Origin of the sequence: Streptomyces sp. NPDC048514 (assembly GCF_043199955.1) — a bacterium.
GTDB lineage: Bacteria > Actinomycetota > Actinomycetes > Streptomycetales > Streptomycetaceae > Streptomyces.
The window spans coordinates 53,986-67,685 of record NZ_JBICWT010000017.1 but is presented as its reverse complement, the minus strand read 5'-3'; the positions used below and the strand labels follow the sequence as shown (position 1 = coordinate 67,685).

General features: G+C 72.8%; 8 protein-coding genes. 4 read left to right on the top strand and 4 right to left on the bottom strand.

Going from position 1 to position 13,700, the window contains the following annotated elements:
* Both ACGFT2_RS32215 and ACGFT2_RS32210 read right to left on the bottom strand, forming a co-directional pair.
* On the bottom strand, positions 1–1,119 hold the full coding sequence (locus tag ACGFT2_RS32215; protein WP_393285283.1) for an ADP-ribosylglycohydrolase family protein: 1,119 nt from the start codon (positions 1,117–1,119) through the stop codon (positions 1–3).
* Positions 1,116–3,032 (bottom strand): ADP-ribosylglycohydrolase family protein, encoded by a 1,917-nt coding sequence (locus ACGFT2_RS32210; protein ID WP_393285280.1) that lies wholly within the window; start codon positions 3,030–3,032, stop codon positions 1,116–1,118. The genes ACGFT2_RS32215 and ACGFT2_RS32210 overlap by 4 nt, the downstream gene beginning before the upstream one ends.
* A 293-nt stretch (positions 3,033–3,325) precedes the next feature.
* Between ACGFT2_RS32210 and ACGFT2_RS32205 the strand changes: the two genes are divergently transcribed.
* The 4 genes from ACGFT2_RS32205 (at position 3,326) to ACGFT2_RS32190 (ending at position 11,423) form a co-directional block, all read left to right on the top strand.
* On the top strand, positions 3,326–4,057 hold the full coding sequence (locus tag ACGFT2_RS32205) for a VIT1/CCC1 transporter family protein (protein ID WP_393285277.1): 732 nt from the start codon (positions 3,326–3,328) through the stop codon (positions 4,055–4,057).
* A 434-nt stretch (positions 4,058–4,491) separates the two neighbouring features.
* Entirely contained in the window at positions 4,492–9,090 is a 4,599-nt protein-coding gene (gltB, locus tag ACGFT2_RS32200; RefSeq protein ID WP_393285275.1) for a glutamate synthase large subunit, read from the top strand.
* Positions 9,083–10,546, top strand: a complete 1,464-nt coding sequence (locus tag ACGFT2_RS32195; RefSeq protein WP_393285272.1) for a glutamate synthase subunit beta — start codon at positions 9,083–9,085, stop codon at positions 10,544–10,546. The genes gltB and ACGFT2_RS32195 overlap by 8 nt, the downstream gene beginning before the upstream one ends.
* 151 nt (positions 10,547–10,697) lie before the next feature.
* Positions 10,698–11,423, top strand: coding sequence for a vWA domain-containing protein (locus ACGFT2_RS32190; protein WP_393285269.1), 726 nt, complete (start codon positions 10,698–10,700; stop codon positions 11,421–11,423).
* A gap of 156 nt (positions 11,424–11,579) precedes the next feature.
* Here ACGFT2_RS32190 and ACGFT2_RS32185 read toward each other — a convergent pair whose 3' ends face one another.
* Positions 11,580–12,536, bottom strand: coding sequence for an acyl-CoA dehydrogenase family protein (locus ACGFT2_RS32185; RefSeq protein ID WP_393285266.1), 957 nt, complete (start codon positions 12,534–12,536; stop codon positions 11,580–11,582).
* A complete protein-coding gene (locus ACGFT2_RS32180; RefSeq protein WP_393285264.1) occupies positions 12,536–13,690 on the bottom strand; it encodes an acyl-CoA dehydrogenase family protein in 1,155 nt (384 codons plus the stop codon). Before ACGFT2_RS32180 ends, ACGFT2_RS32185 begins: the two co-directional genes overlap by 1 nt.
* Between the last annotated feature and the right edge of the window lie 10 nt (positions 13,691–13,700).

The following is a 13,700-nucleotide window of genomic DNA, read 5'->3' as shown; positions in this document are numbered from 1 at the left end:
TCATCCTCCTGCGGAGGCCGGTTGTGCGGCTTCCAGGAGCCCGGCGAGTTCCACCAGGTCCGTGCCGGTGAGGCGGGGCAGGGTGCAGCCGGACAGGGTGCGGCAGGCGTCCCGCCACGTCCCCGGAATCGCCTCGCCACCGCCGACGGCGCCGGTCAGCGCGCCCGCGAGGGCGGGGGCGGAGTCCGCGACCCGGGACAGGCAGGCGGCGGCGGGGACGGCTTCGGCGATGCGGCCGCGGGCGGCGGTGGCCAGGGCCAGGGCGACGGGGACGGTCTCGGCTGCGGCGATGCCGTAGCTGTAGACGTGGTCGACGATCTGGTGTTCCAGGAGCGGGACGAGGGCGAAGGCGGACTCGCCGTCCCGCGCCAGGGCGAGTGCGTGGCGGGCGTTGCGGCCGATCTCCGTGTCCCCGGGGAGTTCGGCGAGGGCGGCGGTCACGCACGTGCCGGTGTCCGCGCCGGTCAGCGCCAGCGCCAGGGCCGCGGCCATCGCGCGGGCGCCGTGCACGCCGTCGCCGTCCTGGGTGTAGCGGGCGTCGAACTCGGCGAGGTCGGCGGCGCCTGCGGGGTCGCCCGGGTGCGCCACCGCGAGGACGCAGGCGCGGACACAGGCCGCGTCGTCGAAGTAGTGCGGGTTGTCGTGGCCGGTGGCGGGCGGCCGCAGGCCGGTGGCGAGGTTGCCGAGGCCCGCCCGGACGGAGATGCGGGCGCGCAGCGGGAGGACGGCGGACTCGATCTCGGGGGCGCGGTCCGCCGCGGCGGCGACCTCGGAGGCCACGGCGGTCCAGGTGAGGTCGATCGCGGCGCGCATACGGCGTTCCCGGCTGAGGTCGCCGAGCACGTCGTCGTCGCCGGCGCGCAGGACCGCCTCGGCGGCGAAGGCCGCCCACTCGGCGTCGTCGGAAGGGCCGAGGCGGAGGGGCTCGGGGGGCTGGTTCAGGGCGATCGGGACGGGGAGGGTGGTGGTGGCGTTCTGCTCGGCGAACGTGTCCAGTTCCCGGGTCAGGCGGCGGGTCCACTCGGGCATACGGGCGGCGCGGTGCCGGGCGGCGGGCCAGCCGGCGGCGTCTCCCGCGGCGAGACCGAGCAGCAGGCCCTCGATACGGCGTGGCGTCACGACCCCGGCTCGCTCTCGGCCGCGCCGGGGTCCCCGGCCCCCACGAGGAGCCCCGGCCGGCCGTCCGTCCGCCTTCCGCTCTCGCCGTGCGCGGGGTGGCTCGGCCCGCTGTCCGTCTGCCTTCCGCTCTCGCCGTGCGCGGGGAGGCTCGGCCCGCTGTCCGTCTGCCTTCTGTTCTCGCCGTGCGCGGGGTGGCTCGGCCCGCTGTCCGTCCGCCTTCCGCTCTCGCCGTGCGCGGGGTGGCTCGGCCCGCTGTCCGTTCGCCCCTCCGCCCACCCACCACCCGACTCGCTGGGCTGGGAAGTGGGCGTCGGGAGTGGGGGTGGCTCGGGAGGCTGGCGGGTGGGCGTCGGAGGTGGGGATAGCTCGGTGGGCTGGGGGGCGGGTGCCGCGGGTGGGGCCGGCTCGGTGAGCAAGGAAGTGGGCGTCGGGGTTGGGAGCAGCTCAGGGGGTTGGGGGGTGGGCGTCGGGGGTGGGGATAGCTCGGTGGGTTGGGGAGTGGGCGTAGGGGACGGGGGTGGCTCGGTGAGCAGGGAAGTGGGCGTCGGGGGCGGCGGCAGCTCAGGCGGTTGGGGGGCGGGCGTCAGTGCCGGGGGAGGCGAGTCCTCCGGCGCCGCGCCGTCCGTCCCGCGCCTCGCGCTGTCGTACGGCACCGCCGGCTCCGCGAACACGGCCTCCGCCAGCGCGCCCTCGGTCTCCCGCATCTCGTCCGTGATCGGCGTCGGTGGTCGTGCGGGCGAGGTTTCCGGCAACGCGCCCTCACTTCCCCGCATCTCGCCCGCGGCCGGTGTCGGCAGTGGCGTAGGCAGGGGTTCCGGTAGTGCGGCGCGGGCCTCTCGCCGGTCGCTCGCGACGAGCGTCAGCAGTTCCGGCGGCAGGGACTCCGGTAGTACGACGTCCGCTCCCCACTTTCCGCCCTCGCCCGGTACCAGCAGTTCGGCCACGTCCAGGACGTGGTGGCCCGCCATGGACGGCAGGCATCGGCCGCGGGCCGGCCCGATCGCGGCCGCCCAGGCCGGCGGGATCGCCGACAGCCCCTGGGCCGCACCGGACAGCGCGCCCGCCACCGCCGCCGTCGTATCCGCGTCGCGGCCCATGTTGACGGCCGTCAGGACCGCCTCACGGAAGTCGCCGTCGGCCGCCGCGTACGCGCCGAAGGCGAGCGCGACCGCCTCCGGGGCCAGGTCGGTCCAGGGGTAGCCGCCGATGACGACAGCGGAGCGCACCGCCCGTTCGCCGCGGTGGGCCACCGTCACGGCGCGCCGCAGGGAGCGGGCCGTCCAGGAGTCGTCGGGGACGACGGCGAGCGCGGCGGCGACCACCACCGGCACCGGCGCTCCCGCCATCGCCGCCGCCACACCCGCCGCGACCGCCTGGCCGCCGTAGATCCCCTCGCCCTCGTGACTGATGGAGCCGTCGATCGCCACCAGCCGGGCCGCCTCACCGGGGCGCCCGGCGGCGAACACCCCGAAGGGCGCCGCGCGCATCGCCAGACCGTCACTCCAGGCATGGCGGTGCTGGGCCGAGATGGGCGCGGCCAGACCCCGCCGGAGGTTCTCGAGGGTGCCGCGCTCGCTGAAGCCCGCGCCCCGGAAGGGCCCCTCGGCCCGGTCCGCGATCCACTCGTGCCAGGCCGCCTCGACGTGGGCCGGGGTCAGCGCCGAGCCGTGCCGGGCCAGGAGGAGACCGGAGAAGATCGCGTACTCGGTGTCGTCCGTACCGGACGGCTTCTCGGCCACGTACCCGGTGATCCGGCCCCAGCGCGCGCGGATCTCGGAGGGCCTGAGGTTCTCCGCCGGGGCCCCCAGCGCGTCCCCGACCGCCAGGCCGAGCAGCGCTCCACGGGCCCGGTCACGGAGCCCCGGTGCGTCCCCGGGCGCCGGGACCGGGGGAGTGCAGGCGATCGATGCCATGGGGCGGCCTCCTCGGACAAGGACCACGGGTCCCTGGGCGGCCTCGATCAGCGGAACCCGGGACCCTTTGCGGATGTGTGCCACGGCAGGCGGCGCCTCCAGCCCTCGCCGGCCCGTAGTCACCCGCTCGGCATTTGAGCTCATCAATGCACGAATGAGCAAAGAAGGTAAAGCCGCAGGTTAGCCGAGCCTTTCCTTGCTGGCGGCCGGGGAATGATCGGCATAGAGTTCTAGTTGTCAAAAAGTAGAACTCGTCCAAAGTTAGCTTTGGCTTAGCTAATCCGGGGGGCCGCATGGCCATCATCGACACCGAGGCCGCGCTGCACGAGGCGCACCGCGACAACCACACGCACCGGGACGTGAACGGCGGCTGGCTGCGCCCCGCCGTCTTCGGCGCGATGGACGGCCTGGTCTCCAACCTCGCCCTGATGACCGGTGTGGCCGGTGGCTCCGTCGGCCAGCAGACGATCGTCGTCACCGGGCTCGCCGGCCTCGCCGCCGGCGCCTTCTCGATGGCGGCCGGGGAGTACACCTCCGTCGCCTCCCAGCGTGAGCTGGTCGAGGCCGAACTCGACGTCGAGCGCCGCGAGCTGCGCAAGCATCCGCAGGACGAGGAGGACGAGCTGGCGGCGCTCTACGTGGCCCGCGGTGTCGAGCCCGAGCTGGCCCGGCAGGTCGCCCGCCAGCTGTCCCGGGATCCCGAGCAGGCCCTGGAGATACACGCGCGCGAGGAGCTGGGCATCGACCCCTCCGACCTGCCGTCACCGCTGGTCGCCGCCGTGTCGTCGTTCGGCTCGTTCGCACTCGGCGCCCTGCTGCCGCTGCTGCCGTACCTGCTGGGGGCCGCGGTGCTGTGGCCCGCCGTGCTCCTCGCCCTCGCCGGGCTCTTCGGCTGCGGCGCCGTCGTGGCCAAGGTGACCGCGCGCAGCTGGTGGTACAGCGGCCTCCGGCAGCTGGCGCTCGGCGGCGCGGCGGCCGGTGTGACCTACGCCCTGGGGCATCTGTTCGGAACGGCCGTAGGATAGTGCAAGCGGTACTTATGCAATGCGTTGTATAAATAGCCGTTACCCGCTGGTTTCAGAAGCATGACCACCGGGCATGAGCCGTAAGCACCGCGGGCAATGACGCCTGCCGCACCCCCCTGTGGGGTGAGCCGACGACGCACCCTCCTGTGGGGGTGAGCCGACGACGCTCCCCCCGCCGCCGGGCCCACGGACACCGATCCGATCGATCTCGTCCGTGCCGGCCCCCCTCGTACGTTGACCGCCCTCTGGGCACAGTGCCGCTCCGTGCGGCAGAGCGCCATGGACCCCCGTGGTGTCCGCATGCTGGAACGGAGTATCCGCTTCCCGAGAACCGCTCCATCATGTAACCTGCACGAAATTTTGCACTCCACGCAGAGGGCCAACGTCGTCCCTCGGCACCTGCCACATGCCACATGACGACGACGGGAGAGCCGATGCGTACGCCGCGCCAGCCGTCCCAGCATTCCTCGAACGGCCGAAACTGGTCGTTCATGGATGCTCGCCCTGCTGCCCAGGGTATGTACGACCCCCGCAACGAACACGACGCCTGTGGTGTCGGTTTCGTCGCCACCCTTACCGGCGAGGCGTCCCACACGCTGGTCGAGCAGGCGCTCACCGTGCTGCGCAACCTGGAGCACCGCGGTGCCACCGGCTCCGAGCCCGACTCGGGCGACGGCGCGGGCATCCTGTCCCAGGTTCCCGACACCTTCTTCCGTGAGGTGGCCGGATTCGACCTGCCCGCCGCCGGCTCCTACGCCGTCGGCATCGCCTTCCTGCCGGGGGAGGGGACCGAGGACGCCGTCTCACGCATCGAGACGATCGCGGCCGAGGAGGACCTCACCGTCCTCGGGTGGCGCGAGGTCCCCGTCGCCCCGGAGCTGCTGGGTGCCACCGCCCGCTCCACCATGCCGGTCTTCCGTCAGGTCTTCGTCGCCGACCACGCCAGCGAGGGCATCGCGCTGGACCGCAAGGCGTTCGTCCTGCGCAAGCGCGCCGAGCGCGAGGCGGGGGTGTACTTCCCCTCGCTGTCCGCCCGGACCATCGTCTACAAGGGCATGCTGACCACCGGCCAGCTGGAACCGTTCTTCCCCGACCTGTCCGACCGGCGCTTCGGCTCCGCGATCGCGCTCGTCCACTCGCGCTTCTCCACGAACACCTTCCCGTCCTGGCCGCTCGCGCACCCGTACCGCTTCGTCGCGCACAACGGTGAGATCAACACCGTCAAGGGCAACCGCAACTGGATGGTCGCCCGCGAGTCCCAGCTCGCCTCGGACCTCCTCGGCTCGGACGACAAGGCCCTCGAGCGGATCTTCCCGGTGTGCACGCCGGACGCCTCCGACTCGGCCTCCTTCGACGAGGTGCTGGAGCTGCTGCACCTCGGCGGCCGTTCGCTGCCGCACTCCGTGCTGATGATGATCCCGGAGGCGTGGGAGAACCACGACTCCATGGACCCGGCCCGGCGCGCCTTCTACCAGTTCCACTCCACGATGATGGAGCCCTGGGACGGCCCCGCCTGCGTCACCTTCACCGACGGCACCCAGGTCGGCGCCGTGCTCGACCGCAACGGTCTGCGCCCCGGCCGCTACTGGGTCACCGACGACGGCCTCGTCGTCCTCGGCTCCGAGGTCGGCGTCCTCGACATCGACCCGGCCAAGGTCGTCCGCAAGGGCCGCCTGCAGCCCGGCCGCATGTTCCTCGTCGACACCGCCGAGCACCGCATCATCGAGGACGACGAGATCAAGGCGTCCCTCGCGGCCGAGAAGCCGTACGCCGAATGGATGGAGGCCGGTGAGATCGAGCTGGGCGACCTGCCCGAGCGCGAGCACATCGTCCACACCCACGCCTCGGTCACCCGCCGCCAGCAGACCTTCGGCTACACCGAGGAGGAGCTGCGCATCCTCCTCGCGCCGATGGCCCGCTCCGGCGCCGAGCCGATCGGCTCCATGGGCACGGACTCGCCGATCGCGGCCCTGTCCGAGCGCCCGCGGCTGCTCTTCGACTACTTCACCCAGCTGTTCGCGCAGGTGACCAACCCGCCGCTGGACGCCATCCGCGAGGAGCTGGTCACCTCCCTGCGCAGCTCGCTGGGCCCGCAGGGCAACCTGCTCGACCCGACCGCCGCCTCCTGCCGGTCCGTCCTGCTGCCCTTCCCGGTCATCGACAACGACGAGCTGGCCAAGCTCATCCACATCAACGCCGACGGCGACATGCCCGGCTTCAAGGCCGCAACCCTCTCCGGCCTGTACCGGGTCTCCGGCGGCGGCGAGTCGCTCGCCGCGCGGATCGAGGAGATCTGCGCCGAGGCCGACGCGGCCATCGACAACGGCGCCCGGCTGATCGTCCTGTCCGACCGGCACTCCGACGCCGAGCACGCGCCGATCCCGTCGCTGCTGCTCACCGCGGCCGTCCATCACCACCTCATCCGCACCAAGCAGCGCACCCACGTGGGCCTGCTGGTCGAGGCCGGCGACGTCCGCGAGGTCCATCACGTCGCCCTGCTCATCGGCTTCGGCGCCGCCGCCGTCAACCCGTACCTGGCGATGGAGTCCGTCGAGGACCTGCTGCGCGCGGGCACCTTCCTGAACGGCCTCGAGCCCGAGAAGGCCATCAAGAACCTGATCTACGCCCTCGGCAAGGGCGTCCTGAAGGTCATGTCCAAGATGGGCATCTCCACCGTCGCCTCCTACCGCGGCGCCCAGGTCTTCGAGGCCGTCGGCCTGGACGAGACCTTCGTGACGAAGTACTTCAACGGCACGGCCACCAAGATCGGCGGCGTCGGCATCGACGTCATCGCCCGGGAGGTCGCCGCCCGCCACGCCAAGGCCTACCCGGCCTCCGGCATCGCTCCCGCGCACCGCGCGCTGGAGATCGGCGGCGAGTACCAGTGGCGCCGCGAGGGCGAGCCGCACCTGTTCGACCCGGACACGGTCTTCCGGCTCCAGCACTCCACGCGCACCGGCCGGTACGACATCTTCAAGAAGTACACGGACCGGGTGAACGAGCAGTCCGAGCGCCTGATGACGCTGCGCGGCCTGTTCGGCTTCCAGTCCGGCCGCCAGCCGATCTCCATCGACGAGGTCGAGCCGGCGAGCGAGATCGTCAAGCGCTTCTCCACGGGCGCGATGTCGTACGGCTCCATCTCCAAGGAGGCGCACGAGACCCTCGCCATCGCCATGAACCAGCTGGGCGGCAAGTCCAACACCGGTGAGGGCGGCGAGGACTCGGATCGCCTGTACGACCCGGCGCGCCGCTCGGCGATCAAGCAGGTCGCCTCCGGCCGCTTCGGCGTCACCTCCGAGTACCTGGTCAACGCGGACGACATCCAGATCAAGATGGCCCAGGGCGCCAAGCCCGGCGAGGGCGGCCAGCTGCCCGGCCCCAAGGTCTACCCGTGGGTCGCGAAGACGCGTCACTCGACGCCCGGCGTCGGCCTCATCTCGCCGCCGCCGCACCACGACATCTACTCCATCGAAGACCTCGCGCAGCTGATCCACGACCTGAAGAACGCGAACCCGCAGGCGCGGATCCACGTCAAACTGGTCTCCGAGGTCGGCGTGGGCACGGTCGCCGCGGGTGTGTCCAAGGCGCACGCCGACGTCGTGCTGATCTCCGGCCACGACGGCGGCACGGGTGCCTCCCCGCTGACCTCCCTGAAGCACGCGGGCGGTCCCTGGGAGCTGGGCCTCGCCGAGACCCAGCAGACCCTGCTGCTCAACGGCCTGCGCGACCGGATCGTCGTCCAGACCGACGGCCAGCTCAAGACCGGCCGTGACGTCGTCATCGCCGCGCTGCTCGGCGCCGAGGAGTTCGGTTTCGCGACCGCTCCGCTCGTCGTCTCCGGCTGCATCATGATGCGCGTCTGCCACCTGGACACCTGCCCGGTCGGCATCGCCACGCAGAACCCGACGCTGCGCGAGCGCTTCAACGGCAAGGCCGAGTACGTGGTGAACTTCTTCCGCTTCATCGCGGAGGAGGTCCGCGAGCTCCTCGCCGAGCTGGGCTTCCGCTCCATCGAGGAGGCCGTCGGCCACGCCGAGGTGCTGGACGTCGAGCGCGCGGTCGACCACTGGAAGGCCCAGGGCCTGGACCTGGAGCCGCTGTTCCACGTGCCCGACCTGCCCGACGGCGCCGTCCGCCACCAGGTGATCGCCCAGGACCACGGGCTGCAGAAGGCGCTGGACAACGAGCTGATCAAGCTCGCCGCCGACGCCCTGGCCGCCTCCGACGCGACCGAGGCCCAGCCGGTGCGCGCCCAGGTCGCCATCCGCAACATCAACCGCACGGTCGGCACCATGCTCGGCCACGAGGTGACGAAGAAGTTCGGTGGTGCGGGCCTGCCCGAGGACACCATCGACATCACCTTCACCGGCTCGGCCGGCCAGTCCTTCGGCGCCTTCCTGCCGCGAGGTGTCACGCTGCGCCTGGAGGGCGACGCCAACGACTACGTCGGCAAGGGCCTGTCCGGCGGCCGCGTCGTCGTCCGCCCGGACCGCGCGGCCGACCACCTCGCCGAGTACTCGACCATCGCGGGCAACACCATCGGCTACGGCGCCACCGGCGGCGAGCTGTTCCTGCGCGGCCGGACCGGCGAGCGGTTCTGCGTCCGCAACTCCGGCGCGACGGTGGTCTCCGAGGGCGTGGGCGACCACGGCTGCGAGTACATGACCGGTGGCCACGCGGTCGTCCTCGGCCCGACCGGCCGCAACTTCGCGGCCGGCATGTCCGGTGGCATCGCCTACGTCATCGACCTCGACCGGGACAACGTCAACGCCGGCAACGCCGGAGCGGTCGAGGCGCTGGACGACACGGACAAGCAGTGGCTGCACGACGTGGTGCGCCGCCACGCCGAGGAGACCGGTTCGACGGTCGCCGGGAAGCTGCTCGCGGACTGGGACGCGGCAGCGGAGCGGTTCAGCAAGATCATCCCCAGCACGTACAAGGCAGTGCTCGCCGCCAAGGACGCCGCCGAGCGAGCCGGTCTCTCCGAGACCGAGATCACCGAGAAGATGATGGAGGCGGCGAGCAATGGCTGACCCGAAGGGCTTCCTCAACCACGGACGCGAACTCGCCGCGTCCCGTCCCGTCGGTGAGCGCGTCAAGGACTGGAACGAGGTCTACGTCCCCGGCTCCCTGCTGCCGATCATCAGCAAGCAGGCCAGCCGGTGCATGGACTGCGGCATCCCGTTCTGCCACAACGGCTGTCCGCTGGGGAACCTGATCCCGGAGTGGAACGACTACGCCTACCGCGAGGACTGGGCGGCCGCCCAGGAGCGCCTGCACGCGACCAACAACTTCCCGGAGTTCACCGGTCGCCTCTGCCCGGCCCCGTGCGAGTCGGCGTGTGTGCTCGGCATCAACCAGACGCCGGTCACCATCAAGAACGTCGAGGTCTCCATCATCGACAAGGCGTGGGAGACCGGGGACGTCGCCCCGCAGATCCCCGAGCGGCTGTCCGGCAAGACGGTCGCCGTCATCGGCTCCGGCCCGGCGGGCCTCGCCGCCGCCCAGCAGCTGACCCGGGCCGGCCACACGGTCGCCGTGTACGAGCGAGCGGACCGCATCGGCGGCCTCCTGCGGTACGGCATCCCCGAGTTCAAGATGGAGAAGCGGCACATCAACCGCCGTATCGAGCAGATGCGCGCGGAGGGCACCCGCTTCCGCACCGGTGTCGAGGTCGGCCGCGACATCAACGCGCGCGACCTGAAGAAGCGGTACGACGCGATCGTGATCGCCGCCGGTTCCACCACCGCCCGTGACCTGCCCGTCCCCGGCCGGGAGCTGAAGGGCATCCACCAGGCGATGGAGTACCTGCCGCTGGCCAACAAGGTCCAGGAGGGCGACTACGTCACCACCCCGCTCTCGGCCGAGGGCAAGCACGTCGTCGTCATCGGCGGCGGTGACACCGGTGCGGACTGCGTGGGCACCGCCCACCGCCAGGGCGCGGCCTCCGTCACCCAGCTGGAGATCATGCCCCGCCCGAACGAGGAGCGGCACCCGGCCAGCCAGCCGTGGCCGACCTTCCCGCTCCTGTACAAGGTCACCTCGGCCCACGAGGAGGGCGGCGAGCGGATCTACTCCGCCTCCACCACCCACTTCGAGGGCGACGAGGACGGCAACGTGCAGTGGCTGCACCTGGCCGAGGTCGAGTTCGTCGACGGCAAGCTGACCCAGAAGCCGGGCACCGAGCGCAAGATCCCGGCCCAGCTGGTCACCCTCGCCATGGGCTTCACCGGCACCGACCGGGAGAACGGCCTGGTGGACCAGTTCGCCCTGGAGCTGGACGAGCGCGGTAACATCGCTCGCGACGCCGACTACCAGACCAACGTGCCGGGGGTGTTCGTCGCCGGTGACGCCGGCCGCGGCCAGTCTCTGATCGTGTGGGCGATAGCGGAGGGCCGCTCGGCCGCCCGCGGCGTCGACCGCCACCTGACCGGAGCCAGCGACCTGCCGGCCCCGATCCGCCCGACGGACCGCGCTCTGGCGGTCTGACGGCCCCGAAGACGTCCCGTACAAAGGCGTACGGAACACAGACGGCGCCTGCCCTCCTGTCCCCGACCGGACGACCGGGCAGGCGTCGTTGCATGTCCGCGCCCGGCCGGTAATCCCGTAGGCTCGGCCACCGGACGGCCCAGGGGGGACCATGGCGGCGATCAGCCTGCGCAAGCTGGAGGAGACGGCACCGGCGCTCGTCGAGGCCTACCGCTCGGCCGGGATCTCGCTGCGCAAGCACGGCCTGGACGAACTGCGGGCGGCCGTCTATCTCGTGATCGACCACTCCGGCTCGATGAAGCCGTACTACGACGACGGCAGTGTGCAGGCGCTCGCCGACCGGGTGCTGGGCCTGTCCGCGCACCTGGACGACGACGGCCGGGTACCGGTGGTGTTCTTCTCCACCGACGTCGACGCCGTCACCGACATCGCCCTCGACGGCCACGAGGGCAGCGTCGAGCGGATCGTCGCCGGGCTCGGGCACATGGGCAGGACCGGCTACCACGTGGCGATGGACGCCGTCATCGACCACTACCTCGACAGCGGCGCCACCGTCCCCGCGCTGGTCGTCTTCCAGACCGACGGCGGCCCGACCAGCAGGCCGGCCGCCGAACGCCATCTGTGCAAGGCGGCGAGACTCCCGCTGTTCTGGCAGTTCGTCGGCTTCGGCGACCCCGGCAGCCGGCAGTTCGACTTCCTGCGGAAGCTGGACGAACTGGCGGTGCCCGGCAAGCGGATCGTGGACAACGCCGGCTTCTTCCACGCCGGCGAGGACCCGGGGCGGGTCTCGGACGCCGAGCTGTACGACCTTCTCGTCGGCGAGTTCCCGCGCTGGCTGACGGCCGCACGCGCCGCGGGGATCGTGCGACCGGCCTGAACCGCGATGCGGTGGCGCTCTCCGAGTGGGCCGGAAGGCGCCGCCGCGCCCGGCCGCGCCCCTGGGCGGGAGGTGTGGCGCCGCGTGGCCGGGGCCCCGGGGTGGGAGGTGTGGCGCCGCGTGGCCGGGGGTGCGGGGCGGGAGGTGTGGCGCCGCCTAGCCGGGGGCGCGGGGTAGGACGAGAACCCGGCACTGCTCGGGCGTGCCCCACGCCGTGCGCAGCGCGCGCGCCCTGGTCAGCCACAGGGACAGGTCGAACTCCGCCGTGTAGCCGATCGCACCGTGCAGCTGCAGTGCCGTCCGGGCGGTGGCGTACGCCGCTTCGCAGACCGTGAGCTTGGCCGCGGCCACGTCCGCCGGGCGCATCGACAGGGCCGCGCCGAAGAGCAGCGGACGGGCGAACTCCAGCGCGGTCTTCGCGTCGGCCAGCCGGTGCTTGACCGCCTGGAAGGAGCCGACCGGCACACCGAACTGGGTGCGCTGCCCGACATGGGTGACGGTCCGGTCGAGCAGGGCGAGGCCCACCCCGAGTGCCTGCGCGGCGGTGGCCAGCCGGGCCCAGGTGACGGCCCGGTCGTACGGCGGGTCGCGGGTGAGGAGTTCGCCGTCCGGGACGAGCGGGGTGAGCCGGCGGGCCGGGTCGAGGGAGCGGCGCACGGGACCGGGCGCCGGCGCGGACAGGCGCAGACCCTCGGGTGCCACGAGCAGGTGGACAGAGGCCGCGTCCGTGTCGAGGGCCCCTTCGGCGGGCGCCGCCACGGTCGCGATGTCGGTGCCCGCCGCGAGTCCCGGCAGAAAGCGCCCGGCCGCCGGGGGCGCACCGAGCAGCACGGCCGCCGCGACCGTCTCCGCCAGCGGACCCGGTACCGCGTGCCGTCCCAGCTCGACGAAGGCCACCGCCAGCTCCACCGGACGGGGCCCCGCCCCTCCGTACTCCTCCGGGATCGCCAGCCCGAACACCCCCGCCGCGGCGATCCGCGACCACAGCGCCCGGCCGCTCGCGTGGTCGCCGCGGCTCCAGTCCCGGACCACCGCCGGGGTGTGCGCCGCCCGCAGCATCGCGTGCAGCGACCCGGCGAAGGCGCGCTGCTCGGTGTCGAGGAGGAAGCGCATCAGCGGCGGCCCTTCGGCAGGCCGAGCAGCCGCTCGGCGACGATGTCGCGCTGGATCTCGTTCGTGCCCGCGTAGATCGGGCCGGCGAGCGCGAAGAGATATCCCTCGGCCCAGGCGGAGTCCGCCGCCTCGCCCGCACCGGCGAGCAGATCCAGTGCGGTCTCGTGCAGCGCGAGGTCCAGCTCGGACCAGAACACCTTGTTCATGCTGGACTCCGGGCCCAGCCGGTCGCCCTCCAGGAAGCGGGAGGCGGCCGCGTAGGTGTAGAGCTGGTAGGCGCGGGCGCCGATCAGGGCGTCGGCCACCCTCGCCCGTGCGTGCTCCGGGCACCCCTCGCCGCGCCAGAGGGCGAGCAGCCGGTCCGCGGCGGCGAGGAAGCGGCCCGGGGAACGCAGGGTGAGCCCGCGTTCCTCGCCCGTCGTGGACATCGCGATCCGCCAGCCCTGCCCGGGCTCGCCGATCACGTCCTCGTCCGGCACGAAGACGTCGTCCAGGAACAGCTCGGCGAAGGCCGGCTTCCCGTCGAGCCGGCCGATCGGGCGGACGGTGACGCCGGGCGCCCGCAGGTCGAACATCAGGTAGGTGAGCCCGTGGTGCGGCTTCCCGGCCCCGGGGTCGCTGCGGAAGAGCCCGAAGGCCCGGTCCGCGAAGGCCGCCCGCGAGGACCAGGTCTTGTGCCCGGTCAGCAGCCAGCCACCGTCCGCGCGTACCGCCCGCGAGGTGAGCGAGGCCAGGTCGGAGCCCGCCTCCGGCTCCGACCAGGCCTGCGCCCAGACCACCGCGCCGGACGCCATCGGCGGCAGGACACGCGCGCGTTGCTCCCGCGTGCCGTGGTCGAAGAGCGTCGGCGCGAGCAGGCTGATGCCGTTCTGGCCGACCCGGCCCGGCGCGCCCGCCGCCCAGTACTCCTCCTCGAAGACCAGCCACCGCAGCAGCCCGGCGTCCCGGCCGCCGTACTCACGCGGCCACGACACCACCGACCAGCGGTCGGCGGCCAGTTCCGCCTCCCACGCGCGGTGCGCCGCGAAACCCTCCGCCGTCTCCAGGGAGGGCAGCGGTGTGCGCGGCACGTGCGCCTCCAGCCAGGCCCGGGCCTCCGCACGGAACTCCTCGTCGGCCCCGGAGTGGGTCAGGTCCACGGTCGCCGTCACCATCCTTCCCTAA

What these genes read in the sequence shown, in the direction of transcription:
- ACGFT2_RS32210 (WP_393285280.1), bottom strand. Translation starts at nt 3,032, where the DNA reads ATGGCATCGATCGCCTGCACTCCCCCGGTCCCGGCGCCCGGGGACGCA.
- ACGFT2_RS32205 (WP_393285277.1), top strand. Translation starts at nt 3,326, where the DNA reads ATGGCCATCATCGACACCGAGGCCGCGCTGCACGAGGCGCACCGCGAC.
- gltB (WP_393285275.1), top strand. Translation starts at nt 4,492, where the DNA reads ATGCGTACGCCGCGCCAGCCGTCCCAGCATTCCTCGAACGGCCGAAAC.
- ACGFT2_RS32195 (WP_393285272.1), top strand. Translation starts at nt 9,083, where the DNA reads ATGGCTGACCCGAAGGGCTTCCTCAACCACGGACGCGAACTCGCCGCG.
- ACGFT2_RS32190 (WP_393285269.1), top strand. Translation starts at nt 10,698, where the DNA reads ATGGCGGCGATCAGCCTGCGCAAGCTGGAGGAGACGGCACCGGCGCTC.
- ACGFT2_RS32185 (WP_393285266.1), bottom strand. Translation starts at nt 12,536, where the DNA reads ATGCGCTTCCTCCTCGACACCGAGCAGCGCGCCTTCGCCGGGTCGCTG.
- ACGFT2_RS32180 (WP_393285264.1), bottom strand. Translation starts at nt 13,690, where the DNA reads ATGGTGACGGCGACCGTGGACCTGACCCACTCCGGGGCCGACGAGGAG.